The organism is Paenarthrobacter nitroguajacolicus, from assembly GCF_007786235.1.
Taxonomy (GTDB): domain Bacteria; phylum Actinomycetota; class Actinomycetes; order Actinomycetales; family Micrococcaceae; genus Arthrobacter; species Arthrobacter nitroguajacolicus_A.
In genome coordinates this window covers 294,976-320,243 of record NZ_VNFK01000003.1, presented here as the reverse complement: position 1 = coordinate 320,243, position 25,268 = coordinate 294,976, and the positions used below count along the sequence as shown (strand labels likewise).

22 protein-coding genes are annotated in these 25,268 nt (G+C 64.3%); 9 read left to right on the top strand and 13 right to left on the bottom strand.

Annotated elements, in window-relative coordinates; genetic code table 11:
• Nucleotides 1-84 precede the first annotated feature (84 nt).
• Nucleotides 85-630: an acyl-CoA thioesterase gene (locus FQP90_RS05475; protein WP_144648676.1), complete on the top strand. Its 546-nt coding sequence runs from the start codon at nt 85-87 to the stop codon at nt 628-630.
• Here the strand turns inward: FQP90_RS05475 and FQP90_RS05470 are convergent.
• From FQP90_RS05470 to FQP90_RS05460, 3 genes are read right to left on the bottom strand one after another with little or no spacing between them, the layout of a single operon-like run.
• Nucleotides 627-1,427 (bottom strand): ABC transporter permease subunit, encoded by an 801-nt coding sequence (locus tag FQP90_RS05470; RefSeq protein WP_144648675.1) that lies wholly within the window; start codon nt 1,425-1,427, stop codon nt 627-629. The genes FQP90_RS05475 and FQP90_RS05470 overlap by 4 nt on opposite strands.
• A complete protein-coding gene (locus FQP90_RS05465) occupies nt 1,420-2,412 on the bottom strand; it encodes an ABC transporter ATP-binding protein (protein WP_144648674.1) in 993 nt (330 codons plus the stop codon). The genes FQP90_RS05470 and FQP90_RS05465 overlap by 8 nt, the downstream gene beginning before the upstream one ends.
• Nucleotides 2,409-3,086 (bottom strand): TetR/AcrR family transcriptional regulator, encoded by a 678-nt coding sequence (locus FQP90_RS05460; RefSeq protein ID WP_144648673.1) that lies wholly within the window; start codon nt 3,084-3,086, stop codon nt 2,409-2,411. Before FQP90_RS05460 ends, FQP90_RS05465 begins: the two co-directional genes overlap by 4 nt.
• 172 nt (nt 3,087-3,258) lie before the next feature.
• Here FQP90_RS05460 and FQP90_RS05455 point away from each other — a divergent pair, with 172 nt between their 5' ends.
• On the top strand, nt 3,259-5,130 hold the full coding sequence (locus tag FQP90_RS05455) for a GDSL-type esterase/lipase family protein (protein WP_144648672.1): 1,872 nt from the start codon (nt 3,259-3,261) through the stop codon (nt 5,128-5,130).
• Nucleotides 5,131-5,211: 81 nt separating this feature from the next.
• The gene (locus tag FQP90_RS05450; protein WP_144648671.1) at nt 5,212-5,589 is read left to right on the top strand and encodes a thioredoxin family protein; all 378 of its coding nucleotides are present in this window, start codon (nt 5,212-5,214) and stop codon (nt 5,587-5,589) included.
• A gap of 97 nt (nt 5,590-5,686) precedes the next feature.
• Here FQP90_RS05450 and FQP90_RS05445 read toward each other — a convergent pair whose 3' ends face one another.
• Entirely contained in the window at nt 5,687-5,965 is a 279-nt protein-coding gene (locus FQP90_RS05445) for a putative quinol monooxygenase (RefSeq protein WP_011775682.1), read from the bottom strand.
• A gap of 83 nt (nt 5,966-6,048) precedes the next feature.
• Between FQP90_RS05445 and FQP90_RS05440 the strand changes: the two genes are divergently transcribed.
• Nucleotides 6,049-7,725 (top strand): AMP-binding protein, encoded by a 1,677-nt coding sequence (locus tag FQP90_RS05440; protein ID WP_144648670.1) that lies wholly within the window; start codon nt 6,049-6,051, stop codon nt 7,723-7,725.
• Here FQP90_RS05440 and FQP90_RS05435 read toward each other — a convergent pair whose 3' ends face one another.
• From FQP90_RS05435 to FQP90_RS05425, 3 genes are all read right to left on the bottom strand, one after another.
• The gene (locus FQP90_RS05435) at nt 7,726-8,538 is read right to left on the bottom strand and encodes an ABC transporter permease (protein WP_144648669.1); all 813 of its coding nucleotides are present in this window, start codon (nt 8,536-8,538) and stop codon (nt 7,726-7,728) included. It lies immediately after the preceding gene.
• On the bottom strand, nt 8,538-9,506 hold the full coding sequence (locus FQP90_RS05430; RefSeq protein WP_439898635.1) for an ATP-binding cassette domain-containing protein: 969 nt from the start codon (nt 9,504-9,506) through the stop codon (nt 8,538-8,540). Before FQP90_RS05430 ends, FQP90_RS05435 begins: the two co-directional genes overlap by 1 nt.
• A 113-nt stretch (nt 9,507-9,619) precedes the next feature.
• Nucleotides 9,620-10,594, bottom strand: coding sequence for a DNA-3-methyladenine glycosylase family protein (locus tag FQP90_RS05425; protein WP_144648667.1), 975 nt, complete (start codon nt 10,592-10,594; stop codon nt 9,620-9,622).
• Between the two features lie 141 nt (nt 10,595-10,735).
• Between FQP90_RS05425 and FQP90_RS05420 the strand changes: the two genes are divergently transcribed.
• The 3 genes from FQP90_RS05420 (at nt 10,736) to FQP90_RS05410 (ending at nt 13,805) form a co-directional block, all read left to right on the top strand.
• Nucleotides 10,736-11,128, top strand: coding sequence for a VOC family protein (locus FQP90_RS05420; protein ID WP_144648666.1), 393 nt, complete (start codon nt 10,736-10,738; stop codon nt 11,126-11,128).
• 80 nt (nt 11,129-11,208) lie between these two features.
• A complete protein-coding gene (locus FQP90_RS05415; protein WP_144648665.1) occupies nt 11,209-12,594 on the top strand; it encodes a cystathionine beta-synthase in 1,386 nt (461 codons plus the stop codon).
• 47 nt (nt 12,595-12,641) lie between these two features.
• On the top strand, nt 12,642-13,805 hold the full coding sequence (locus FQP90_RS05410; RefSeq protein WP_144648664.1) for a cystathionine gamma-synthase: 1,164 nt from the start codon (nt 12,642-12,644) through the stop codon (nt 13,803-13,805).
• An 86-nt stretch (nt 13,806-13,891) separates the two neighbouring features.
• Here FQP90_RS05410 and FQP90_RS05405 read toward each other — a convergent pair whose 3' ends face one another.
• Nucleotides 13,892-16,030: a phosphocholine-specific phospholipase C gene (locus FQP90_RS05405; RefSeq protein WP_144648663.1), complete on the bottom strand. Its 2,139-nt coding sequence runs from the start codon at nt 16,028-16,030 to the stop codon at nt 13,892-13,894.
• A gap of 116 nt (nt 16,031-16,146) precedes the next feature.
• Nucleotides 16,147-16,764 (bottom strand): hypothetical protein, encoded by a 618-nt coding sequence (locus FQP90_RS23970; protein ID WP_439898634.1) that lies wholly within the window; start codon nt 16,762-16,764, stop codon nt 16,147-16,149.
• A gap of 209 nt (nt 16,765-16,973) precedes the next feature.
• Between FQP90_RS23970 and FQP90_RS05395 the strand changes: the two genes are divergently transcribed.
• Together FQP90_RS05395 and FQP90_RS05390 are read left to right on the top strand one after the other, a co-directional pair.
• Complete coding sequence (locus FQP90_RS05395) at nt 16,974-17,507, top strand: winged helix-turn-helix transcriptional regulator (RefSeq protein WP_144648662.1); 534 nt, start codon at nt 16,974-16,976, stop codon at nt 17,505-17,507.
• A complete protein-coding gene (locus FQP90_RS05390; RefSeq protein WP_144648661.1) occupies nt 17,504-18,886 on the top strand; it encodes an MFS transporter in 1,383 nt (460 codons plus the stop codon). Before FQP90_RS05395 ends, FQP90_RS05390 begins: the two co-directional genes overlap by 4 nt.
• 72 nt (nt 18,887-18,958) lie before the next feature.
• Here FQP90_RS05390 and FQP90_RS05385 read toward each other — a convergent pair whose 3' ends face one another.
• Genes FQP90_RS05385 through FQP90_RS05370 form a run of 4 tightly spaced genes read right to left on the bottom strand, consistent with a single transcriptional unit; the run spans nt 18,959 to nt 25,231 of the window.
• A complete protein-coding gene (locus FQP90_RS05385; protein WP_144648660.1) occupies nt 18,959-22,042 on the bottom strand; it encodes a glycoside hydrolase family 2 TIM barrel-domain containing protein in 3,084 nt (1,027 codons plus the stop codon).
• On the bottom strand, nt 22,042-22,956 hold the full coding sequence (locus FQP90_RS05380) for a carbohydrate ABC transporter permease (protein WP_144648659.1): 915 nt from the start codon (nt 22,954-22,956) through the stop codon (nt 22,042-22,044). Before FQP90_RS05380 ends, FQP90_RS05385 begins: the two co-directional genes overlap by 1 nt.
• Nucleotides 22,953-23,900 (bottom strand): carbohydrate ABC transporter permease, encoded by a 948-nt coding sequence (locus FQP90_RS05375; RefSeq protein ID WP_144648658.1) that lies wholly within the window; start codon nt 23,898-23,900, stop codon nt 22,953-22,955. Before FQP90_RS05375 ends, FQP90_RS05380 begins: the two co-directional genes overlap by 4 nt.
• Nucleotides 23,897-25,231, bottom strand: coding sequence for an ABC transporter substrate-binding protein (locus FQP90_RS05370; RefSeq protein WP_144648657.1), 1,335 nt, complete (start codon nt 25,229-25,231; stop codon nt 23,897-23,899). Before FQP90_RS05370 ends, FQP90_RS05375 begins: the two co-directional genes overlap by 4 nt.
• Nucleotides 25,232-25,268: the final 37 nt, after the last annotated feature.

Sequence of the window (25,268 nt, the reverse complement as noted above, 5' to 3'; positions counted from 1 at the left end):
ATACAGCGGGCCATGGTCTAGGACTTGGTCCACCATCCGGTCCGCATATTCCCAGCAAAGTTACCGGCGGGTAACATTGCTGGCATGCATCTGCTTCTTCGCACCCTCATGCTGCTGTTCACCTCCTCCAAGCGTTCGCCGCTGGGCGTTTGGGAAGAGTCGTCCCTGCCCCTGCGCGTACTGCCCACCGATATCGACATTGCCATGCACGTGAACAACGGCATGTACTTCTCCCTGATGGACCTGGGACGTTTCGACCTCATGGTCCGCAGCGGGATCTGGGCCAGAATGCGCAAACGGGGTTGGAGCCCGGTAGCGGCAGGGGAGACCATAGCTTTCCGCAAGTCCCTGCAGTTGTGGCAGCGCTACACCATCGAGACGCGGATCATTGGGCTGGACACCAAGGCCATCTACTTTGAACAGCGCATGGTGGTGGACGGCGAGATCTACGCCCGCGCCCACATCGCCACGCGACTGGTCAGCAAGGGCAAACCCGTGACGCAGGAAGAAATCATCGCAGAATTCGGGGCACCCCCAGCAGACCTTGTACTGCCGGAGTGGATCCACGAGTGGCGCGAAAACAATGCCCTTCCCGGAGCGCGTCGCCCCGCCCCGCACGTCTGGAGCTAGACCCCCACGTCGCGTCGTTGCAGTGCCACCGCACCCAGGGCGATGAGTGCTGCCGAAATTCCGTAGAGTCCGGCAGCAGCACCCCAGTCGGCGCCGTTGGCCACCGGTGAGTTGCCATAAGCCCAGTGGTAAGGCGAAAGGTTCAGCAGCCACTCGACGTCGGGACTCTGCCGCCCCACAGCATTGAACACGTAGCCCAGGACAGCGACGGCGGCACCGGCCGCGACCGCGTAGACCTTTCGTCCGGTCAGCGCGCCGGCGCACAGGGCAGCAGTGCCGCTCAGCAGGGCCAAGGCAGCGAACAGCAGGACCGCTCCGACAAGATGCCCGACGTCGATGCCCAGTTCCGCTGGACCGTTCAGCAGGAGCACCAAGACGAAGACGAGCACTGAGAGAAAAGCGACCCGGACAATGATCGCCAAGGCACGCTCCACCACCACTTGCACCCGCGTCACGCTGTGGGCGAGCGTTAGTTCCAGCAGCCCTGATTCCTCGTCTCCGCCCACGGCAGCGGCACCCCATCCCACTGAGGCCATGGACATCAGGAGGAAGCCGACCAAACCGAACAGCGTGGCCTGCGTGTAGCCGGGCCCTGTGGCGATCTGGTCGTAGTTCAGGGCCTTGGTCATTTCCGGGGGCAAAGCGTTGATCAGGTCCTGCATTTGCGAGTTTCCGCCGATGGACGGATACAACGGCAAATAGAGCATGATGGCTGCTGTCAGTCCCAAGGCCCACGCAAGCGTGGAACGCCACGAATCCGTCAGGGCCTTGATGAAAAGTGGCAGGATCCTAGGCACGGTGGGCTCCTTCCGAGTGGGCGGCCCGTCGCTGGCTGCCATTGGCCGGTTGGTCTGGGGTGCTGCCTGTGTAGAGCGTCAGCACAGCCTCCTCCAGGTCCGGTTCCTCGAGGACCAGGTCCGTGAGGTCCAGTCGCGCCAGTGCCTGGACCAGCGGTTGCACCTTGCCCGAAAGAGTTGCCGTGGCTTCCACGGTGCCCGTAGCGTGACCGTCAGCCGGCAGTTCCCGTACCGCCACGTTGGCGACTCCCGGCACCCTGGCCAGCAGTGCGCCGACGTCGTTCGCTGCTGTTCCGGTGCTGTTGAAGCGAAGCTGCCGGACGGCCGCCGTCCTGAGCTTCTCCACGGTGGAAACGGTGATGATCTCGCCGTCGCGGAGAATCGCGACGGCGTCGGCGGCCTGCTGGACTTCGCTGAGTACATGCGAGCTGAGGAACACCGTAGCGCCATGGTCCACCGCCTCGCGGACCATGGAATGGAACACCTGCTGCACCAAGGGATCCAGTCCGCTGGTGGGCTCGTCCAGCACCAGGAGTTCGGGGCGGTGCATGAACGCCTGCAGGAGTCCCAGCTTTTGTTTGTTGCCCTTGGAGAGCTTGCGGGTTTGCCGGTCCAGGTCCAGGTTGAGCCGCTCGGCCAGCTCATTGACGTGGCGCGGCTCAACGGGGCCGCTGATGGCGGCGAAGTGTTCCAGCATGCGACGGCCGGTGGTCCTGTTCTCCAGTTGGACCTCGCCGGGAAGGTAGCCGATCCTGCGGCGCAGTGCGGTTCCTGCCCGCTGCGGGTTCTGGCCAAGGACTGAGATTGTTCCTGCACTGGGCCGGATGATGTCCAGGAGGCAGCGCATGGTGGTGGTCTTGCCCGCGCCGTTCGGCCCGATGACTCCGAACACCGTTCCGCGTTCAACCGCGAAGTCGACTCCGTGAAGGACTTCCCGGGTTCCGAACTTCTTGCGCAAACCCTCGACGACGATTGCCTGGGTCACGGGGCATGCTCCCTTCCTGCGTTGGTAGTGGTCTCAAGGAGGACGTCGCGGGCCGCATCAAGGAACCGCGAGTCTGTGTAAAAGCCGTTGGTATAGATGTCGAGGGCCGGCAGCGTCAGCTGCCGCAACAGGTCCGGCCCGATGCCATGGGGCTCCGGCGATTCGGTGCCCAGGGCCCGGGAGAGGTGTCTGCCCAGCATGAGCATGGACAGGCTGTTGGACGCGATGACCACGGCCGTGGCGCGGAGGTCCTGGACCTCGCGGATTGCGCCGGCCTCGATTCCCGCCCGGATGATGTCCTGGGTCTGCCTGACCACGGCGTCGAAGAAGGCGTCGCCGGCTTGGGACTCATCACCCAAGGACCGGCGAATGTAGGCGATCTCGTCGGAGTATTGGTCGGGATGGTTCAGATAGTCCTGGATCAACTCCCGTGTGGAGCCGGGATCGGTTTTCTCACGGCCCTGGGTGGCTGTCTGGGACAGGACGTGCTCATCGCAGGCTTCGCGTAGCGCCGCCTTGCTGCCGAAATGGTGGATGACCAATCCGGGACTGACTCCGGCAGCGGAAGCGACGGCGCGGACTGTGGCGCGGGAGAAGCCATCGCGGCCGAAAAGTCCGATGGCGGCGTCGCGGATGCGGGCCCGAGTGGTTAAATCGTCTGCGCCTGAACGCATGTTTAATAGGCTAAACACCCGTTCAGTCCACATCAAGAGTGCCGGATATAACGATGTGGCACGCATTGGTTGCGTCGCGCTGCGCGGAGCCCTGAAGTCGAAGATACTGGCTTCACTGTTTTCATGTGGGGGAGCAGTTTGGGGTACGCCCGTAGTTTGAGGGGTTTGAGAAGTGAGAAGTGCAACGTCGGCGTTAAAACGCTGGTTCTTCGGGTCAGTGGCAGCGGTGATGCTTGTTCCGGGTTCCTTGGGAACGTCGCCCCTGGGAATGGCGTCCCCTGCACAGGCCACCCCTCATTTCGCAGCACCCCTGGCTGTTCAGGCCCAGACGTCAACGCCGCCCCTCACGGGTGCCATCGGCAACTTATACAACACCAGTGCATGGGCACGCAGTGTGCTGCTGCAGCCAACTGCCGCGGAAGAATGCACAGGCAGCGGAAGCACAAGCGGCTGCGTGCAGCGGTTCGCAGGCGGCGACATCGCGTGGTCGGCCCGCACCGGAGCCCGTGTGGTGGTCAACGGGCCGGTCCGGACGTCGTGGCGCAACGCCGGCGGTCCCGCCGGCTTCCACGGGTACCCCACTACCCATACCGTTACGGGACTCCGCAATGGCGGTTCCAAGCAATCCTTCGAACGCGGAGCCATCACGTATTCCCCGGCTACCGGCGCCCGGGGTACCAGTGGATCCATCCACCTGGCGTGGGGCCGCGCCGGCTTTGAAGGCGGCTTCCTTGGCTACCCTGTCACCGGCGAAAGCACAGGACTGCGCGACGGCGGCGCCTGGCAAGCCTTCGAACGCGGCTTCGTGGTGTGGTCGCCCGCCACCGGTGCGCATCCCTCCATGGGCGCCATCCGGGAACGGTGGCGACAATCCGGGATGGAAGAGGGTGAGCTCGGCTATCCGTCCACGGACGAAGCTACAGGACTGCGCAGCGGTGGCTCGTCCCAGCAGTACCAACGGGGCACCATCATCTGGTCACCCTCCACCGGGGCACGTGCCCTGACGGGGGCCATCCGCAGTTACTGGTCTTCAACGGGGGCCCAAAACGGCGCCCTTGGGTATCCGGTCAGCGAGGAACACCGGCAAAACAATTTCGTCTACCAGCTCTTCCAGGGCGGGACCGTCTACTGGTCCGCAGCCACCGGTGCGCACTCCACCACGCACGGGGATGTCCACAACCGCTATGTGTCGCTGGGCGGGGCCGCCGGGCAATTGGGGTTGCCGCTTACGGACAAGCTTCCGCGGGCCGGCGGCTTGGTCCAGCAGTTCACCAACGGCTGGCTCGTGTGGGGGCCGTCCACTGGAGCCCGGATTGTGGGACACCCCACCTACAAGGTGTGGTCCGTCAATCCGGGCGAATTTGGCTGGCCGGTCAAGGACACCTGGTCGGATTCCAGGGGAGCCCACGTGGCCTTCCAGAAACTGGAAACCATCTGGAGCGATGCCACGCAGGAGCTCTACTCTGCCGAAGCGGTTGATGCCTCTACCGTGGTTTTCCTTGGTGACTCGCAACTGGATATGGATTCATGGGGCGAGCAGGGTGCCCGCGCAGCCGGCTACCCCCGTCAAGTGGTCCGCAGCATAGGCGGCATCGGCTACGTCTCGGGAAGTCCGGCCGTTGGTGGAAGCTCGGCGACGGATGCTGTAGTGCTGGACCGTATCCTCCTTCCGCAGGGCAATCCCGGACTGGTAGTGGTCACACTGGGCGGAAACGACGCCCGCATCATGGCCACCGACGCCGCCATCCTGTCCCAGGCCAACCGGCTCTGGGACGAATTGCGCCGGAAGTATCCGCGCAGCACCATCCTCATCAACGGAGTCCTTTCACGGTACGACGCCAGCCACGCCCAGCGCCGTTGGGTGGATGGCCTGGTAACCCGGGAAGCCGCAGTCCGTGGCTTGCCGCGCATCTCGATGTCCGGCACAGCCACCATCGCCGGCGCGGCGGGTAACTACCTCGATGACGCCCACATGAACCAGACCGGGCACAACAAGGTGGCGCCGCTCTACGCGTCCGCGATCAAGTACGTCCTGGGCAAGTAGCCGTTTATTCCCGGTGACGCGGGAAGCGAACAGGCCACCCTTCCACGGGACATCGCAAGCAGCGTCGCGTACCGTGGAACCATGGCTACAGTTGACATCACTGGAGAACAGTTCGCATCGACCATTGAGGACAATGACATTGTCCTGGTGGATTTCTGGGCTGCCTGGTGCAGCCCGTGCCGCCAGTTCGCCCCCACCTACGGGGCAGCTTCGGAGAAGCACTCCGACGTTGTCTTCGCGAAGGTGGACACCGAGGCAGAGCAGCAGCTCGCCGCCGAAGCCGGCATCACGTCCATCCCCACGCTCATGGCCTTCCGCGAAAAGGTCCTCGTCTTCTCGCAGCCGGGCGCCCTCAACGGCCCGCAGCTTGAGCAGGTCATCGAGGCCGTGAAGGGCTTGGACATGGAAGAGGTCCACGCCCACGTTGCCAAGGCCCGTGCCGAGGCACAGGAAAACTAGATCCCACTCGGCGAAATCGCCGGAACGCACCGAGGTCGCCGGAAAATTCCGGCGACCTCGGTGCTTTAACGCGTTCTCGCAGTGTTGAGGCGTTTTCCTAGAGACGTTCCAGCTTGACGGGCTCGGCCAGCAGCGCGCTGAGGGACTCGTTCAGGTCCTGGACGGCAATGCCCTTGGAGTGCTTCTCGAGCAGTTCCTCGGATTCCCAGCGCTCCGTGAGGACGAGCTTTTCCTCGGTGGCTTCGGTCAGTTCGTAGCGGATGCAGCCGGGCTCGTTGACGACCTCATCGATCGCGATTTCCAAAGCGAGCTTCACGCGGAAAAACTCGCCTTCGTTGGGGATGAACGTGGCCTGCAGGTCAATGGGTGCACTCATGGCTCCAACCCTACCGGCAGGACACGGCGCCGCTGGAGGTGGTTACGGTTCTGTTGCGCGCAGTCCCTTGGTAGCGTTCCGTCATGTTGTCCTACACTGCCGGAGACACTGACGTCCCGCTGCTCGAAGAGACCATCGGCGCCAATTTTGAGCGGATCGCCGCCCGGTTCCCGTTACGCGACGCACTGATTGAAGCGGCGCCCACCCCCGGCGGAGACGCCCGCCGCTGGAGCTACGAAAAACTGAACGACGACGTCAATCGCCTCGCCCGCGCATTGCTCGCCTTGGGCCTGGACAAGGGCGAACGGATCGGCATCTGGAGTCCCAACTGTGCCGAGTGGACCATCCTCCAATACGCCACCGCAAAGATCGGTGCGGTGCTGGTGAACGTGAATCCGGCCTACCGCAGCCACGAGCTGGAATTCGTGGTGAAACAGAACGGCATGCGGATGCTGGTGACCGCGCCGTCGGACAAGAACAGCGACTACGTCGGCATGGCCAGGGAAGCTGCTGGTATTTGTCCCGGACTCAAGGAAGTGGTTTTCCTTCCCGGCGAGCCGGCAACTGGACTCACCGCTGGCGTCCCCGAAGCCGGCCACGAACTAACGTACGCCGAGCTCCTGACCCGGGCGGACGGCGTCGGGCCTTCGGCGGTGCGCGACCGTATGGCCCAACTGGACCCGCACGACCCCATCAACCTGCAGTACACCTCAGGCACCACGGGCTTCCCGAAGGGAGCCACCCTGACGCACCACAACATCCTTAACAACGGGCACTCGATCGGCCGGCTGCTGGGCTATACCGAGCATGATCGCGTGGTTATTCCGGTGCCGTTCTACCACTGCTTTGGCATGGTGATCGGAAATCTGAACGCGCTGAGTTTCGGTGCCGCCACCATCATTCCGGGCCGGGGATTCAACCCTTCGGCTGCGTTGGAAGCCGTGCAGGACTTCGGCGGGACCTCGCTGTACGGCGTGCCCACCATGTTCATCGCTGAGCTGGCCTTGGAGGACTTTGCATCCTACGACCTGTCGACGTTGAGGACCGGGGTCATGGCCGGCTCCCTGTGTCCCATCGAGGTCATGCGCCGCGTCATCGAAGAGATGCACATGGTGGATGTGGCCATTTGCTACGGCATGACCGAGACCTCGCCGGTGTCCACCATGACGCGCGCCGGGGACACTTTGGGGCAGAGGACCAGCACAGTGGGCCGGACCATGCCGCACTTGCAGAGCCGGATCGTGGACCCAGGGACCGGGGAAGTGGTGGAGCGCGGCGTCATCGGAGAGCTCTGCACCCGCGGTTACGCAGTGATGCAGGGTTATTGGGGTCAGCCGGACAAGACCGCGGAGGCGATCGATGCCGAAGGCTGGATGCACACCGGAGACCTCGCCCGCATGGACCAGGACGGCTACCTGGTGATCGAGGGCCGCATCAAGGACATGGTGATCCGCGGCGGCGAGAACATCTACCCCCGCGAGATCGAAGAGTTCCTGTACCTCCATCCGGCGATCCAGGATGTCCAGGTGATCGGAGTGCCGGACGAGAAATACGGCGAGGAGCTCATGGCCTGCATCATCCTCAAACCCGGTGCGGACACCATCACCGTGGAGGACATTGCCGAATACTGCCGGGGCAAGCTGGCCCATTACAAGATTCCGCGCTACATCGATGTCCGTGAAAGTTTTCCCATGACGGTGTCCGGCAAGGTCCGGAAGGTGGACATGAGGCAGGAGGCGGTGTCCCGCCTTCATCTGTAGTTAGTTGGTGTTCCGGCTGATGGTCCGGATTCCCACCACAAGCCCGACGGCGGCAGTCACCACTGCGGCCACGAGTCCCCATGCTGTGTCCATGCCAATGCGTCCGGCGAACAACTCCCGCTCGGCGTTGACAAGGTACGTCAGGGGGTTGAACAGGCTGGCCACCTTCATCCACCCTGGACCGGCTTCGATGGGCAACATGATGCCGGAGAGGATCATCAGCGGGAACAGCAGGGTTTGCTGCACGCCCCAGAAGATCCATTCCTTGTTTTGCGAGACCAGGGCCAAAGCGTAGGACAGCGCGCCCAGCCCGATGCCGAAGATGCCCAGGATGACCAACCCCAGGAGCACATGCAGCGGATGGAACACGAAGCCGAACGGGATGCACACCACGGAGATCAACAGGCCCTGCACCACCAGGGGAGCCCACTCCTTCAGTGCACGGCCAATCATGAGCGATGAACGGGACAGCGGGGTGGCCAGGATCCGCTCGTAGGAACCCGTCATCAGTTCGTATTGCAGGTTGGAACCGGTCATCGACGTGCCGAACAGCGCGATCATCACCACCACGCCAGGCAGGAACCACTGCAGCGTTGACTGGCCGCCGAACGCCGGAGCACCCACCGCCGAGCCCAGCAAAGGACCGAACAATCCGAGGAATACCAACGGTTGGATGAGGGAGAAAATCAGCGAGAACGGGTCCCGTAATGGCAGCAGCATCTCGCGCCAGAACACGAACCACGTGTCCGTCACAAGGCTCCGGGGCCCGCGTTGTTGGATGGCCACACCCGGGGTTACGGCTTGCTCGATCATCAGACTTCAGCTCCTTCCCGCAGGCTGCGGCCGGTCAGTTCCAGGAAAACGTCGTCCAGCGTTGGCGGTTTGAGTTCCAGAGACTGGGCGGGAGCACCGGCGTCGTGCATTTCCTTCAGCAGTCCCGGTGCGAGTTGGGCGCCCTGCGCCAACCGAAGGCGGAATCGGACCACGCCGTCGTAGGCGTTCTCCTGGATGTCGCCCTCGGCGGCAGCCCGTCCCAGCAGGCCACGTACCTCGGACGCTGAGCCCGCGGCAACCTCCACGGCGAGGAGATCCCCGGCGAGGTTCGCTTTGAGCCGGGAGGCGGTGTCGTCCGCGATGATGGTGCCGTGGTCGATCACGATCACGCGTTCGGACATGGAGTCGGCCTCGTCCATGTAATGCGTGGTCAGCACGATGGTGGTCCCGTGTTCTTCACGCATCCGCATGATGTGCTCACAGAGGTTGGCGCGGTTTTGGGGATCCATGCCAGTGGACGGTTCATCCAGGAACAGCAAACCGGGGGAGTGCATCAACCCCAGGGCCACATCCATGCGCCGCCGCTGCCCACCGGAGAGCTTGATGACCGTCCGCTTGGCGAGGTCGCCCAGGTCCAGGGAGGCCATGAGAGTCTCTGCCCGCGCCTTGGCCTCGCTGGTGTTCATTCCGTAGAACCGGCCCTGCATGATGAGTTCGTCGATCACCCGGTAGCTGTGCCCGCCGCCGTTGCCCTGGCCGATGTACCCGATGCGGGCACGGACGCCGGCCGGATCCTTCTCTACATCGACTCCTGCCACCGTGGCCGAGCCCGACGTCGGTCTCAGCAAGGTGGTGAGCATGCGCAGCGTGGTGGACTTGCCGGCACCGTTAGGCCCCAGGAACGCGACGAGTTCGCCAGGGGCGACGTCGATGTCCACGCCCTTGACGGCTTCCACCGTTTCCTTCTTCACGGTGAACGTCTTGGTGAGTTTTTTGGTGTGGATCACGGTCACTCGAAGGACTCCATGGGCGGCTGGGGATGGCTGCTACGCGCCACGCTATACCCGGCAGTGGAGGGCAGTCCATGCCCTTGCGGACAGCTCCCGTCCGCGATGAAAACTCAGTGTCCGCGGTGATCCTGGACGGTCATCCTGGGCCCAAACGTGGGTTTGCGGAAGCCGCTCAAATACAGCATCCGTACCAGCCGCTGCCGTTGCCCACGCCATGGTTCCAGGAGGTGGAGCATGCCGGCGTCGTCGGTCTTTTCACCTGTCAGGGCATACCCCACATATGCCGCCAGATGATAGTCGCCCACGGAGATCGAGTCCGGGCAGCCATGCGTCCGTTGGACCACCTCCGCCGCGGACCAGATCCCAATGCCGGGAATGGTCTGCAGCTTGGCGGCGGCCTGAGCAGAGTCAAGGCCTGCCAGGCGTTCAAGCGCGACGGCGGACTGCAGCGCCCGCATAACGGTGGCCGAACGCTGTGGTCCCACTCCCGCCTTGTGCCACTCCCATGACGGAATGGCCAGCCACTGCCGGGCCGTGGGAGGAACAAGGAGGCCCGGGGGAGCCGACGCGCCGGGGGCCTTACTGCCGAAGCGATACATCAAGTATCGGTAGCCACGCCTGGCTTCCAGGGTGGTGACCTTTTGCTCCAAGATGGTGGGCACCAGGGAGTCAACCACCCGCCCCGTGGAAGGCAGCCGCACCGCCAGGTTCCGGCGTCGTGCTTCCGTGACCAGGCGCGGGAGCGTGGCATGGAAGGCGGGTTCATCAAAGCTGGACCAATCGTCGTCGGCTCCCAGCAGCCTGGGAACACCGGCCACGGCATCCTGCGCTCCGGGACCCCAAGCTTGGGCATCCACAAAGGAATCGGCCCCCACGCCACCTGCGGAAAGCCTCATGGTCACCGGTCCGGAGGCGGTGGTGAAGGCCATCCAGAAACCGCTGGAGTGCGACGCGAAGGACGGATCCGCGTTGCCGCGCATGAGCGGAAACATGGTCTGGTCCAGGCGGAAGGAGCTGCCAGGATGCCACCGAACGGCCGCATCTGCCGCAGCCGCCACAAGGGGCGGGGCGTCTGCGATGGTCATGCATTTATGGTCCCATGCCCGGCTGACAATCGTGCCCTGGAAGCCCTTACGGCCCGGTACCTCCACCGCTAGACTCCCTGATGTGGCGTGGGTGGCCGCGCCATATCTCAGGAACAAATCCAGGAAGCAAGGAGCGCCATCATGGCCGCAATAGTGCATTTCGAGATTCCTACGGACGACAAAGACCGGGCCAACACCTTCTATGAAAGTGCCTTCGGGTGGAACCTGAGCCCCATGCAGGGGATGGACTACACCATCGCCCTCACCGCCCCTTCCGACGAACAAACCGGCACCCCCAAGGAACCAGGGGCCATCAACGGAGCGCTGTTCCCACGTACCGACGCCCTGAAGACCCCCATCCTCACCATCGATGTGGAAGATATTGACGCCGCGCTGGGACAGATCGAGTCTGCCGGTGGCAGCGTGGTCCAGGCCAAGGACGCCGTACCCACCATGGGCTGGTACGCCTACTTCAAGGACACCGAGGGCAACGTTCTGGGTGTGTGGCAGAACGACACCTCCGCGGGCACCTAGGCCGCAGGCCCCTTCCTGGCTTGGCCCGGGCACCGGCGCCGGGTCAAGCCCTACTGCGGGCAGGCGGTAACTTTGTACCTATGAAGTACGCCCAGTCAGTGTTGGACCTCATCGGCAATACGCCGCTCATCAAGCTCAACCACGTAACGGACGGGATCAAAGCCACCGTCCTCGTGAAGCTCGAATACGTCAATCCCGGCGGTTCCATCAAGGACCGGATCGCCGTGAAGATGATTGAAGACGCGGAAAAGGACGGCCGGCTCAAGCCAGGCGGAACCATCGTTGAGCCGACATCAGGCAACACCGGCGTGGGACTGGCACTCGTGGCCCAGCAAAAGGGCTACAAGTGCGTTTTCGTCGTGCCGGACAAGGTGGGCGAGGACAAGCGCGCGGTGCTGAAGGCCTACGGCGCCGACGTTGTGGTGACCCCCACCGCTGTCGCGCCTGACAGCCCCCAGAGTTACTACGGCGTCTCCGACCGCCTCGTCAACGAGATCCCGGGCGCCTTCAAACCGGACCAGTTCTCCAACCCCGCCGCCCCCGGCAGCCACTTCGAATCCACGGGCCCGGAAATCTGGCGCGATACCGACGGCCGCGTCACGCACGTGGTCATCGGCGCCGGAACCGGCGGCACCATTACCGGCACAGGACGCTTCCTCAAGCAGGTCTCGGCGGACCGTGCGGAGTCCGACGGCGGCCCGGTCAAGATCATCGGCGCGGACCCGGCAGGCTCGGTCTACTCGGGCGGGACCGGCCGGCCCTACTTCGTGGAGGGCGTGGGCGAGGACATGTGGCCCGCCAACTACGATCCATCTGTGCCGGACGATGTCATCGCTGTTTCCGACGCCGACTCCTTCTCCATGACCCGCCGCCTGGCACGCGAAGAGGGCCTCTTGGTGGGCGGTTCCTCCGGCATGGCCGTGGTGGCCGCACTGCAGGTAGCAAAGGACCTGGACGAGTCCGCCGTGGTGGTGGTGATCCTTCCGGATTCCGGCCGCGGCTACCTGGCCAAGATCTTCAACGACCAGTGGATGCGTTCCTACGGCTTCCTTTCCGGCGGCGAAGAGTCCTCCGTTGGCGAGGTCCTCAAGTCCAAGACCGGCGAAATGCCGGACCTGGTCCACATCCACCCCAACGAGTCCGTCCGCGACGTCATCAACATCATGAACGAGTTCGGTGTGTCCCACATCCCCGTCCTCTCACAGGAGCCTCCCGTGGTGATGGGCGAGGTCCTTGGAGCCGTGGACGAGCGCAGCCTCACCACCAAACTGTTCCGCGGCGAAGCGAAGCTCACGGACAAGATCGCCGAACACATGGGTGAGCGCTTGCCCGTGATCGGCTCACTGGAAACCATTTCCGCCGCGCGTGAGCTGCTGTCCGACGTCGATACCGTCATGGTGACCTTCGTGGGAGCACCCGTGGGAATCCTGACCCGCCACGACCTCCTTGCCTACCTGAGCAACTAGGCGCCTTGCGCCTGATCCACCCGTTGAACGAACACAGAGGAGCATCCATGTCTGCCACCAACAACGCCGGGTTCAACACGCGCGCCGTCCACGCCGGGCAAGCCTTCGAGCCGCGGACCGGTGCCGTGGTGCCGCCGCTGCACTTCAGCTCCACCTATGCGCAGGACGGGATCGGCAACCTGCGTTCCGGCTACGAGTACGGCCGTGGCGGCAACCCCACCCGTGACGCCCTGCAGGAACAACTGGCGGCCCTTGAGGGTGGAACGGCTGCGTTCTCCTTCGGCTCGGGCCTGGCTGCCGAGGATTCCCTGATTCGTGCGATCGCCCGCCCCGGAGACCACATCGTCCTGGGTAACGACGCCTACGGTGGCACCTACCGACTGATCAACCGCGTGCTCGGCGACTGGGGCATCGGCAACACGCCTGTGGACATGGCCGACCTCGACGCCGTAGCGGCCGCCGTAGCCGCGAACAAGACCCGGCTGGTGTGGGTGGAGACGCCGTCCAACCCGATGATGAAGATCACCGACATCGAGGCGCTCGCCGCTGTAGCGCACGACGCCGGTGCCCTCCTGGTGGTGGACAACACCTTCGCGTCTCCCTACTTGCAGACGCCGCTCGCCTTGGGTGCCGACGTCGTGGTCCACTCGACAACCAAGTACATTGGCGGGCATTCCGACGTTGTGGGCGGCGCAATTGTGGTCAAGGACGCCGGGCTCGCAGAGAAAATCGGGTTCATCCAGTTCGCCGTGGGCGCCGTCTCCGGCCCGATGGATGCCTTCCTGACCACCCGTGGCTTGAAGACCTTGGGAGTCCGCATGGACCGCCACAGCGAGAATGGCCAAGCCGTGGCTGAATGGCTGCTGCAGCGCCCCGAAGTTGAGGCTGTGCTGTACCCGGGCCTCCCGGACCACCCCGGCCACGACCTCGCTGCCAAGCAGATGAAGAAGTTCGGCGGCATGGTGTCCGTGCAGTTCAAGGGTGGCGAGGCTGCAGCTCGGACGGTCGCCGAATCCACCTCGGTGTTCACGCTCGCGGAATCCCTGGGCGGCATCGAATCCCTGATGAACTATCCCTCCGAGATGACGCACGCTTCGGTGAAAGGCACCGAGCTGGCTGTCCCGGTCAACCTCCTGCGCCTTTCCTGCGGCATTGAAGAAGCCGAGGACCTGATCGCCGACCTGGAGCAGGCCTTCGCCAAGATCAGCTAGGACCCACTCATCCGGCTCTTGCTCGCACACCACACCGTTCCGCGGCGATGGAGGCGAACAAGAGCCGGATTTCCTGTGGTGTCCGGCTAGCCGGAGATACCCTCGTTGCCGTCTTCTTCACGGCCGGTCAGGCGGCGGCGGAACGTCGCGTCTTCGGCTGCAGTGATTTCCAGGTCGTACCAGCCGTTCAGGGTCTCCCAGCCGATTTTCTTCTTGTGTCCCGGCTTCAGCTTCACGGTTTCCTTGCCGTCTGCATACTGCAGCGACTCCAGCGTCAGTGTCACTGTCCCGGTGCCGTTGTTGCGCACCTCCAGCTCCACTGCCTTCTTGCCGCGGCGACCGTTCACGGTGACGTCGACGCCGGACGCCGCGCCCGCCGTCGTGCCTTTCAGTTCGTACTGGTACCGGTTGGGGCCGGTGACCACTACGTCGAACGTACCGGAGGCGAGGGGGAGGTCCACGCTCAGGCTGCCGAGGACATCCAGGTGCCGCGGTTCGGTCACTTCGCCTGCGTAGCCATACACGGTGAAGTGCGTGGAACGTGTGCCGATGTTGCCCAACGTGAGGGCGATCTTGCCGGGCTGGGCCATGGCAGAGACCTGCGGCCGGTAAGGGAGCGCGCGGGCCGGGCGGCTGCCGTCCTCCTGGATCGGAGCCACCTGGACCGCCGGGGGATTCGGGCGCCAGCGGCTGATCTTTGCCGGAACAGCGGCAGGGTGGTCGAGCGTTGGCGGAGTACCGGGCGTTTGGAAGTTGAAGACGCCGGTCAGGTCACCGCAAACTTCGCGGCGCCACGGCGAGATGTTGGGTTCCTCCACGCCCGTCCAACGCTCCAGGAAGCGGAGCACCGAGGTGTGGTCGAAGACTTCGGAGCTGACGTAGCCGCCCACCGTCCACGGCGAAACCACGGTCATGGGCACGCGCGGGCCAAGGCCGATGGGGCGTGCCGTGGTCCAGTCGGTTGACTCGCCGGATGCCGGGCGCGGCTGGACGGGCGGCGGCACGTGGTCGAAGTAGCCGTCGTTTTCGTCGAAGTTCAGGAAGATCGCGGTGCTGTCCCAGGTCTCCGGGTTGCTGGCCACGGTGTCCAGGAGGCGGTAGACGAAGTTCGCGCTGCCCACAGGGGTGGAGGCTCCGGGGTGTTCCGAATCGGCCGCGGACGGAACCAGCCAGCTGACGCGGGGGAGGGTTCCGTCGACGATGTCCGCGCTGAGGCGTTCCAAGAGCGTGTTGGGCCGCCCGCGCCACATGGCTTTGTCGAAGAGTGTCCGCTCGGCGTCCGTGAGGGTGGCGCGGCCTTTCTCCAGTTGGGCAAGGAGGCGGTCCTGTTCAGCGGCGGACTTGCCCTTGATCGTGTCGTAGAACTCCTCGGTGGTTCGGTAGTTTCCCTCGACGGAGGCGAGCATTTTGCGGCCAATCGCCTTGAAGGTTTGGAAATATTCCACGGCGTTGTCGGTGAAGTTGTCCCAATCCTGGTAGATCTTCCACGAGACCCCTGACTGTTCCAGGCGCTCGGGATAGGTGGTCCAGTCGTAGCCGCCGTGATCATAGCCGTAGGCCGCATTGGTCACCGCACGTTTGGGGCTGCCGGGCTCGTTCCCCGTGGTGCCACTCCAGAGGTAGTTGCGGTTGGGGTTGGTGGAACCGTTGACGGAGCAGTGGTAGGCATCGCAGATGGTGAAGGTGTCCGCGAGTTCGTACTGCAGCGGGATGTCCTGACGCTCGTAGAACGTCATGGTGGACGCGCTCTTGGCGGGAATCCACTTGTCGCACCAGCCGTTGTTCCATGCCGTCGTAGTGCCTGTGAAGGAATGGTCCAGATCGCCGAGGTACTGGATGTCGGAGCCCGGCCTGCCGGCGAGTTCGGCTGCCTTGCGCAGGGAGAACGGAAGCACGCTCTCCCCGGTGGCGCGGGGCTGCTCAAACATGGACTTTCCGTTGGGCAGTCGTGTCACGGATTTATCGCCATATCCGCGGACACCGCGCAGCGATCCAAAGTAATGGTCGAAGGAACGGTTCTCCTGCATCAGCACAATCACGTGCTTGATGGACTGCAGGCTTCCGGGCGGCACCGGCTTGGCCATCGCTGCCTGGACGGAGGGAGGCAGGAGGGAACCGGTTGCCGCCAGCGCCGTCGCTGCGGCTGCGGTGCCGAGGAAGCCGCGGCGGGAGAGCCCGCTGGAATTGGTTGAACGATTAACCGTCTCAGGGGTGTTCGAGGACATTCAGAGTGCCTTTCGTGGTCAGAGTTGACCGGGCAAGCGTAGGCACCCCGAGTGAACTACCGATGAAACCGGGGCAAACCAAGGGGGTGTGTCGCGCAGATCACATGTGGACTTTGTTAGCTAAGGGCTATCACCAGCATCTGGCTGGTGCCGGGAATGCAGGTCTGCAACACCGCTTTGGGGAAGCCGCCAAAGACTTCCGAGACGTGGCTGGTGGTGCCACCCAGGGGAACCTGCCCGCGAGCCGAAACAGTGTAGGTTCCGTAACCGGCCAGGGTCACCGTTTGGCCCACGGCAATGCTCGAGAACCTTGCCCAACCGCCGCAGAAGTCGTGCTCGGTGATGAACAAGGAGAAGGCATCCGTGGGCGTGTAGTGGACCGGGCCAATGCAGGCATCCACCAGATCCTGCCCCCCGGATCCGGCAACGGGGATGGTCCATGCTGCCGGCTCGTGTTTCAGTTCGGCGGGTGGCACTTGCACTGCGGGCGCCGCCACTGGACGTACGACGGCGGGCGTTGCCAGCCGCTCGAACGCGACGGCGTGGAGGGCGGGGGAAGAATCTGCGGGCATTGTCGTTGCCGCGCCCGGGAAGGGCGGGGTCAGCGCGATTGCCGCGACCATGGCACCTGCCGCCACCAGCGCCCTGAAAGAGATGCCCGGGGCTGGCCTTGGGTATCGAAGGGGAGGTTCTGTTGGTGCGGTTTGTGGTTGTGGGTCGCCCTGCAGAGTCATGGGAACTCCAAGCGGGAGTGGATCCGCTATGGAAGCCGGAACGGATATTCGAAAATCCCCAGACACTTCGATTGTAGGAACTACTTGGCCGTTGGGAAGCCAGAGGGGATACTCGACTTTGGCGCGGCGCTACTTGGATTTGCTGCCGTGCCGAAAGGGGCATCGGCAGCATCGTAGCTTTCTTTAGAAAAGTCAGGTATTTTTGGCGCATGCCTCTTCGTTCCGACTGGTCCGCACGCACGTGCAGCCTCGCCCGCGGCCTGGATGTCCTTGGCGATCCCTGGGGAAGCCTTGTCCTGCGGGAGATCTTCTTCGGGAACGGCCGTTATGAAGCCATGAAGCAGCGCCTGGAAGTGGCGGACAACGTCCTCAGCAAGCGGCTTGGCTGGCTCCTCGAAGCCGGTCTCCTGGCCCAGCGCCCCTATCGGGATGGGGCACGTACCCGGCAGGAGTACGTCCTGACTCCCAAGGGGGAGGACGCGTTGCCGGTGCTCAACGCCATCATCATTTGGGCGGAGAAGCACTTGGACGCTCCCAACGAGGTCTCCCATATGAAGGTCATCCATACAGACTGCGGCGAGGCCACGATGTCCGCCGACACCTGCACCCACTGCGGCACCCGGCTCACCGCCGCCAACACGAGCTGGCACAGCTTCAAACGCAGCGACCATCCACTGCCACTCGCCGTCGCACCCCTTGAAAACCGCACCCCGGCTTCCCCCGAAACGGAGATCCCCGTATGACCGCTCCCGACGTCACAGGAACGCCGCCCGGCACCACGGGCGGTCCCACCGGGAAACGACGGCGACTGCACCCAGCGTGGATTGTTGCGGCAGTGGCCTTCCTTGCCTTGGTGGGGGCAGCCGGTTTCCGTGCGGCCCCCGGCGTGCTGATGGTCCCGCTGCAGCAGGAATTCGGCTGGTCCACCACGGTGTTGTCCCTGGCGGTCAGCATCAACCTGGTCCTGTTCGGCTTGACGGCGCCGTTCGCGGCAGCTTTGATGGAACGCTTCGGAATCCGCAAGGTCACGGCTCTTGCTTTGTGCCTTATCGGCCTGGGTTCGGCCCTCACCGTGTTGGTGAACCAGTCATGGCAGATCCTCCTCACCTGGGGGCTGCTGATCGGGCTCGGTACGGGATCCATGGCCCTCGTCTTCGCTGCGACCATCGCCAACACGTGGTTCGCGAAGAGCCGCGGACTGGTGATCGGCATCCTGACCGCGGGCAGTGCCGCCGGCCAGTTGGTGTTCCTGCCCTTTATCGCCGCCCTCGCCCAAAATCCCGGCTGGCGGGGCGCGTCGCTGCTCATCGCCGCGGGTGCGCTCGCGGTGGTCCCGCTGGTGCTGCGCTGGCTGCGGAACTCACCGGCCGACGTCGGAGTGTTGCCTTACGGTGCTGAAACACCGAAAACGCAAGCACCCGGCGCCGGAATCCCCACGACGACAGCCAGCGAGCCCGCCGCGGTGGTTGCCGCGCCCGGCTCAGGGGATTCCCCCAACGCGGCCGTCCGTGCCGTGCAAGTCCTCAGGCGTGCCATGAGAGTCCGTACATTCTGGGCTTTGGCGGCCGGCTTCGCGATTTGTGGTGCCACCACCAACGGGCTCATCGGCACGCACTTCATTCCGTCTGCACACGATCACGGCATGCCGGAAACCACGGCGGCAGGTTTGTTGGCCGTCGTCGGGATTTTCGACATCGTGGGGACCATCGCCTCCGGCTGGCTGACCGACCGGTTCAACCCTAAAGTCCTGTTGGCCGTGTACTACCAGTTCCGTGGGATAGGCCTGCTGGTGCTGCCGCTGCTGCTGGGTTCCTCCGTGGAACCGAGCATGATCATCTTCGTGGTGGTCTACGGGCTGGACTGGGTGGCCACTGTGCCGCCCACCGCGGCGATCTGCCGCTCAGTGTTCGGCGCGGACGGCTCAGTGGTGTTCGGCTGGGTTTTCGCCGCCCACCAGCTCGGAGCAGCTGCTGCCGCCCTCGCTGCAGGCTTCATTCGTGACGCCACCGGGCACTACAACTACGCCTGGCTGGGCGCGGCTGCCATGTGCACCGTGGCTGCGGTCATCAGCGCCACCATCCGCAAGGACGCGGTGAAAAAGGAACCCATCGCTGTTACCTGACGGTGTTGCGGGGCCCGCTCTGCGCTCCATTCTCCGCTGGACGTGCGCAGAGCAGGCCCCGCAATGGGGGTACTAGCCCGTTTCGGTGATCCGGAAGGTCAGCGACCGGGCTTCGGGCCGCAAGGCGTAATCCGGCCAGACGTCCGGTCCGCATGCCCTGGAACCTAGGCCGTGCTGTGCCGCGTCCAGGTACAGGTAGCTGCCTTGGCTCGCCGGCAGCTCATGCGGGTGTGCGGCCGCCGAGATCTCCTGGGCCGTATGCCGCGAAAGCGTGAAGCCCGGCAAGCGGCCACGGGAGTCGGGGATGGCATTGAGCTGCAACCACGGAGTGCCGGAGTTCTGCAGGGCCAAGGACCGGACAGCACTGCGGTGACCTGATTCCTGCGGCTTGGCGTAAGGCACCGCGAGTTCGTCAATGCCCGCCGAGTATCGGCCCACCAGCGTCGCGTGCATGCTGTCCGGGTAGGACTCCCGCGGCCCGGCGCCGAACCATGAGGCACCATCCACGGATCCGGGCAGGTCGAATCGGACGCCGACGCGTGGCCAGATGATGTCCCAGCCGGCGCTCGGAAGAATGTCCAGGCGAAGCCACAGCTCGCCGTCGGACAGCTGCCAGTTTTCCTCCACGGAGACCCAGCGGGCAGCGTCGGCTGCGGAGTAGCGGGTCTGGATGACGACACCGGATTCGCTGGCCGTGACTTTCTCCACCCGGCCCGTGAGCCTGTCCAGGCCAGCGGCGCGCCAGACGGTTTCCATGGAAGGAGCGGGAACGCCGTCGCCGTTGTTGAGCCACGGATCGGCGAGGTCGTAGCTGCCACGGCCCGCGCCGGCGTCGTTATCCGTGGGGGCGCGCCACAACTCCAGGCGCGGACCGGAAACCGGCAATCCCGCCAAAGCGACGAGCCGGCCTTCCTCGAAGCGGGCAGGGCCCAGCGAAACGCTCCCCTCCCCACCGTCGGCCCCGCCAACCGACGCCAGCGGGCGCGGTGCGGCCAGGTGAGGACGGGCCCCGGTCAGTTCCAGCTGAGCGGCCGAGATCACGTGCCCGGCCTCAGCCCAGGCTGTGTCCTTACGAAGGGCGGCCTCCACCGTCAGCCAATACTCGCCGGATGCCAAGGGCGCGAAGTCCGGCAACTCGATCCGCGTCGTAGTGCCTGCGGCCAGTGGGGTGCCCACTGAGGTGGCGACGTCGAGCTCGCCGGAAGCGTTCGCCACGCCGTCCACCTCGGTGCGCCAGCGCAGCACGATATCCGAGGAATCGGCCGTGTGCCGCAGGTTGGCGACAGAAACGAAGCGGCGCGTGCCGTCGTCGTGCGTTTCGGTGGAGAAGCCCAAACGGATAGGTGCGACGATCTGCTTGTACTCAAAGAGGCCCGGGCTGGGCGTGGAGTCGGACAGGACCATGCCGTCCATCACGAAGTTCCCGTCGTGCACTACCTCGCCGAAGTCACCGCCGTAGGCAAAGAACTCCGTACCATCGGCCGTGGTGGTGCGGATGCCGTGGTCCCGCCATTCCCACACGAACCCGCCGTGCAGCCTCGGGTAGCGGTCCACGAGGTCCTCGTATTGGTCGATCGCGCCCGGGCCGTTGCCCATCGCGTGGACGTACTCGCACAAGATGAACGGTTTGGTACGCTGCCGCGCCGACTCCGCAGCGGAGCAGCCGAGCAGAAGGGAACCGGAATCATCGCGCCCGATCGCCTCCGTTTCCGGCACCGACGAGTACATCCGCGAGTACACATCCGTATAGGCGCCGGTGTAGTCACCCTCGTAATGGACCGGCCGGCCGGTATCCCGGGCGTGGGTCCACGCGGACATCGCGGCGAGGTTGGAACCGGTGCCGGACTCGTTGCCCAGCGACCACATGACAATGGACGGGTGGTTCTTGTCCCGCTCCACCGTGCGCTCCATGCGGTCCACATACGCCTCGCGCCAGGCGGGGTCGTCGCTGGGGTTGCCCACCCAGCCGTGCCGTTCGAAACCGTGGGTCTCAAGGTCGCATTCCAGGATCACCCAGAAGCCCAGTTCGTCAGCGATGTCCAGTAAACGGGGGTGCGGCGGGTAGTGGCTGGTGCGGATCGCGTTGACGTTGAACTGCTTCATCAGGGCCAGGTCCGCGCGGGCGAACTCCTCATTGAAGACGCGGCCCCGGTCCGGGTGCGTCTCATGCCGATTCACGCCATGGAACACCACTCGCCGGCCGTTCACCAGGAACTGATCGCCCCGGATCTCCACGGTGCGGAAGCCCAACCGCAGCGAAACGGTCTCGCCTTCGCTGGCCACCGTCGCGTTGTAGAGACGCGGAACCTCCGCGGACCAAGGCTCGACGGCGGGAATCGCCACCGGTGCGACGTCGGCAGGGGAGTCCCATACGACGTCGACCTCCAGTTCCGGGACGGACAGGCGAACGGGGAAGGCGGACTCGTCTGCGGTAATCTCCGGGTCAATGACGCCGGAGCCGGCCGAGAAGGACGTCCGCAACCAGACGTCGTCGATGCCCTTCCTGGGGCGTGCCTGAAGTGTCACGTCGCGGAAGATTCCGGGCATCCACCACTGGTCCTGGTCCTCGATGTAGCTGGACGCGGACCACTGGTGGACACGTACGGCTATGACGTTCAGGCCCTCGCGGACGGTGTGGGTGATGTCGAATTCCTGAGCCAGGCGGCTACCTGCACCCGCACCGACCTCGGTTCCGTTGAGCCACACCTTGTACCGGGACTCGACGCCGTCGAAACGCAGTACTGTCTTGTCTGCCGTGTCCCAATCCGCCGGGAGTTCGAACGTCCGGCGATAGTCGCCGGTAGGGTTTTCGTCCGGGACATGCGGTGCGTCGGTGGGGAACGGGAACTGGACATTGGTGTAGATGGGCCGCCCGTAGGCTCCGTCGCCCTCCAACACCCAGTGCGCAGGAACCGGGATCCTGTCCCAGCCGGAATCGTCCAAGGCCTCCTCGGCAACACCCTCAACTGCTTCGCCCGCCGGGAGAACACCGCGTCCACCCGGAGTGCCGGGAGCGCCTGCCAGGAAACGGAAACGCCACTGCCCGTTCAGCGAAAGCGTGGGAGCGTCCGTGTGCAGCCACGAGCGGGCCGGAAGCCTCTTGCCTGTTCCCGGACCGCGGTCGGTGATGTAGCTGGCGATCAATGACGTGGTCACTACTTAACGGCTCCTTCTGTGAGTCCACCGCGCCAGAAGCGCTGCAGGACAATCATGGCGATGCTGAGCGGAATGATGGAGAGCAATACTCCGCCCGTGGTCAGTTCGTAGAATTCGGGCAAGCGGTCCACCTGGCTGAGCCAATTGTTCAGTCCCAGGGTGATGGGGTAGAGCTCGGAGTCGGAGAGCATGACCAGCGGCAGGAAGTAGTTGTTCCAGATGCCTACCAGTTGGAACAGGAACACGGTGACCAGGGCCGGGGTCAGAACCTTGAGCCCGATGGTGTGGAAAATGCGGAGTTCGCCCGCGCCGTCGATCCTGGCGGCCTCGATCAGCGAGGTGTCCACGGTGGCCTGCGCGTAGATCCTGCACAGGAACAGCCCGAACGGCGACACCAACGAGGGCAGCAGCACACTCCAGTACGTGTTGGCCAGGCCCATCTGGCTGAACAGGAGGAACAACGGAAGCGCCGTCGCTGTACCGGGAACCAGCACGCCGCCGAGGATGGTGCCGAACACCAGGTTGCGTCCCTTGAACTCGTACTTGGCCAAGGCGTAGCCGCCTGCTGCCGCAAAGTACGTGGCCAGGAGCGCACCGATGCCGGCGTAGATGGCCGAGTTCAGGAACCAGCGGCCAAAGATCCCGTTGTCGTAGCTGACAACACGGCCGATGTTCTCCCACAAGGAGAAGGTAGGAGCGAACCAGAAGCCGTTGGTGGAGAAGAGGTCCGCCGTGGACTTCGTGGAGGCAACGAAGACCCAGTACACGGGAATCAGGAAGTAGAGGGCCACCACCACCAAAAGGGCGGTGACGATGATCGTGGACGACCGCCGTCGTCCGGCTGATCGGTCTGGACCCGCGGACCGGGCCCTGGCAGCGGGCGTGACGGGTGGCTTGGTAGCGGTTGCGGTCATGATGACTTCCTGTTGGTGAGTGCGAGGAAGGCGAACGAAAGGGCGAACGCGGCCACGGCAATGATGACCGACTGGGCGGCAGCGACGTTGTAGTCGTTGTAGGCAAATGCCGTGGTGTAAGCGCTGAGGTTGGGCGTGTACTGGCTGTCAATGGCAGGGGCTACGGTCTTGAGGACCTGGGCCTCCGCGAACAACTGCAGCGTTCCGATAATCGAAAACACCGTGGTGAGCATGAGTGCCGGGCGGATCAGGGGGAGCTGGATGCTCCGGGCCACGCGCCACGTCGACGCACCGTCCACCTTGGCGGCCTCGTAAAGTTCCACCGGAATGGCCTTGAGTTGCGCCACGATAATCAGCATGTTGTAGCCCGTGTAGCTCCACGTGACGATGTTGGCGATGGACCACAGCACGCTGTTGGCACCCAGGAAGTCCGGGGTGAGGCCCACGATCTTGGCCACGTCGAACAGTGGGCTGAGGCCGGGCACATACAGGAAGGACCACAGGATGGTGGCGATGACGCCGGGGACACCGTAGGGCATGAAGTAGGCGGCGCGGAAGAATCCGGGCCACTTGGCAGAAGCCGATTCCAACATCAGTGCCAAGACCGTGCATAGGACGATCATGACGGGCACCTGGACGATGCCGAACAACAGCATCCGGCCGATCGAGGCTACGAAGCTGCCGTCTGCCAGAGCCTGCGCGTAGTTGCTGAACCCAGCGAATTCGCTGGTCACGCCGGCCTCGCCGAAGAGTCCGCTCCTGGTCACTTTGGTGAAGCTGGACAGGATGGCTACAACAATTGGCAGCAGGAACGTGAGGACGAACAACCCCAGGAACGGCGCCAGCAAGAGCCAAGGCGCACGTGCTGCTGCGCCAGTGCGCTTGCTGCGCCGGGGTACGTCGGCAGGACGCCTTGCGGCGGGTGCTGTACGAGTGGTCGTCATGCCGTTTCCTTCCGGATGGTGAGGCCCTTGTTCTTGAAAACGGTGATGATCTGCTGCTCGGAAGCCGCGATGGAGTCCACCAAGGAGGTCCCGAAGGCTTTCTTGCGGAAACCGTCGCTCAGGATGTTGAAGGACTGCTGGGTCACCGGCCACCAGGACCAGTCAGGGTTCTGCTGTTGGGCTGCCGGGACGAAGACGTCCTGGTTGTAGTCCTGGCCGCCGAAGAAGGCCGAAGGTTGTTGCCGGTCCGTTCCAATGAAATCGGGATTCGGGGACCACCCGATGCCGCTGTTCTTGATCTCGGCGTCGATGCCTTCTTGTGAGGTTGTCAGCCAGACGGCGAACTCCACCGCTTCCTTGGGGTGCTTGCTGTTGGCAAGCACGGCCGCGGTGGAACCACCCAGGTAGCTGGACCCGAACCCGGTGCCGCCCCATGTGGGCATGGGGGCAACGCGCCACTTACCTTCGGAACCACTGACGCCCTCCACCAGTGCATCGCCCCAGCTGCCGGTGACGGTGGAGGCGATGCCGCCCTTGCCTGCCGCAGCGAACCAGCCCGGCGAGAAGGCGCCGTACGCAGTGGTGACGAGGTCGTCGTCGATCGCTTTGTCGAAGAAGCGCGCGGTGTTCAGCGTCGCGTCGTCGGTCATGTTGATGACCCAGCCATTCTCCTCTGGACGAAGCCAGGCAGCTCCTGCTTGACCAGCGAAGGAGGCGAAGGGCGAGGCGTCGCTGATGGGGAAGCAATCAAGGTACGTGTCCACGGAACGGAGCTCGCGGGCCAGTTCCGCCCATTCGTCCCAGGTTGTGGGGCTGGTTCCGCCCACCTTGTCCAGGATGGCTGGCTGGTAGAACATGGCCATGGGTCCGGAGTCCTGGGGTAATCCGTAGACGCCGCCCGTGTAGCTGACCTGCTTCCACAGAGTGGGGTCGTAGAGGTGCGCATGGTCGTTGGCTCCGTAGCGGGAGACGTCCACCAGCCCGTTGACCAGCATGAACTCCGGAATGGAACGGAGCTCCACCTGCGCCAGGTCCGGTCCACCGCCGGCTGCCAGGGCCGAGTACAGCTTCTGGTATCCACCTGCGTTGCCGCCCGGGATCCACACGACGTCCACCTGAACGTTCGGATTCTGTGCATTCCAGATGTCGGCGACATTCTGGAAGTCCTTCAGCCATGCCCAATACGTGAGCCGCACTGGACCGGTGGCGGCGGGGATGGTGGGTGCAGCGTTGACGGATTGGGTTCCCGGCGTCGCGCAGCCGGACAGCAGTCCCATGGCTGCCGTGCCCAGGCCTGCGCCCAGAAGTTGTCTTCGAGTGAAACGGGTCATGAGCCTTCACCTCTTCGTGTCAGGTTGACGCTGCCGG